Origin of the sequence: Streptomyces sp. WAC04114 (genome assembly GCF_019733245.1) — a bacterium.
GTDB classification, from domain to species: domain Bacteria; phylum Actinomycetota; class Actinomycetes; order Streptomycetales; family Streptomycetaceae; genus Streptomyces; species Streptomyces massasporeus_A.
Genome location: NZ_JAIGQA010000428.1, coordinates 1 through 504, shown reverse-complemented (window position 1 = coordinate 504; position 504 = coordinate 1). Strand labels below are relative to the sequence as shown.

Genomic DNA, 504 nt, shown 5'->3' with positions numbered 1-504 from the left:
GCTACGGCGACATCACCCCGCGCGGGCAGGAGGCCCGGCTGGTGACCGTCACTCAGGTCGTGTACACATTCGTCTTCCTCACGGCGGCGGCCACCGCGCTGACCCGCAGGCTGCACAGCGTGGTCGCCGAGCGCGACCGGCGACCGCCGCCGTCCTGACCGGCCGGGTGCCGGTTCTACACCGGGCGGGAGGAGCGGTAGTTGAACACCGACCAGAGGACGAACAGGCCGGTCACGATCATGATGATCGACCAGAACGGCTGGTACGGCAGCCACAGGAAGTTCGCGATCAGCGCCAGGCCGACCACGATCCCGCTCACCACCCGGGCCCAGTCGGCTCCGGTGAACAGGCCGAGCCCGGCCATCACCACGAGCACGCCGACGATCAGGTGGATCCAGCCCCACGCGGTCAGGTCGAACTCGAAGGAGTACTGACCGAAGCTCGTGTACACCTCGTCGCCCGCGATCGCCGCGATGCCCTGGAGCACCGCGAAGAGACCGTAGA

1 protein-coding gene and 1 pseudogene are annotated in these 504 nt (G+C 68.5%); one reads left to right on the top strand and one right to left on the bottom strand.

Going from position 1 to position 504, the window contains the following annotated elements:
- Positions 1 to 158 (top strand): annotated as a pseudogene (locus K4G64_RS40940) (two pore domain potassium channel family protein); the annotation flags it as partial.
- A 17-nt stretch (positions 159 to 175) separates the two neighbouring features.
- Here K4G64_RS40940 and K4G64_RS39615 read toward each other — a convergent pair.
- Positions 176 to 504, bottom strand: a 329-nt coding sequence (locus tag K4G64_RS39615) for a hypothetical protein (protein WP_221760665.1), incomplete at its 5' end; no start/stop codon positions are given.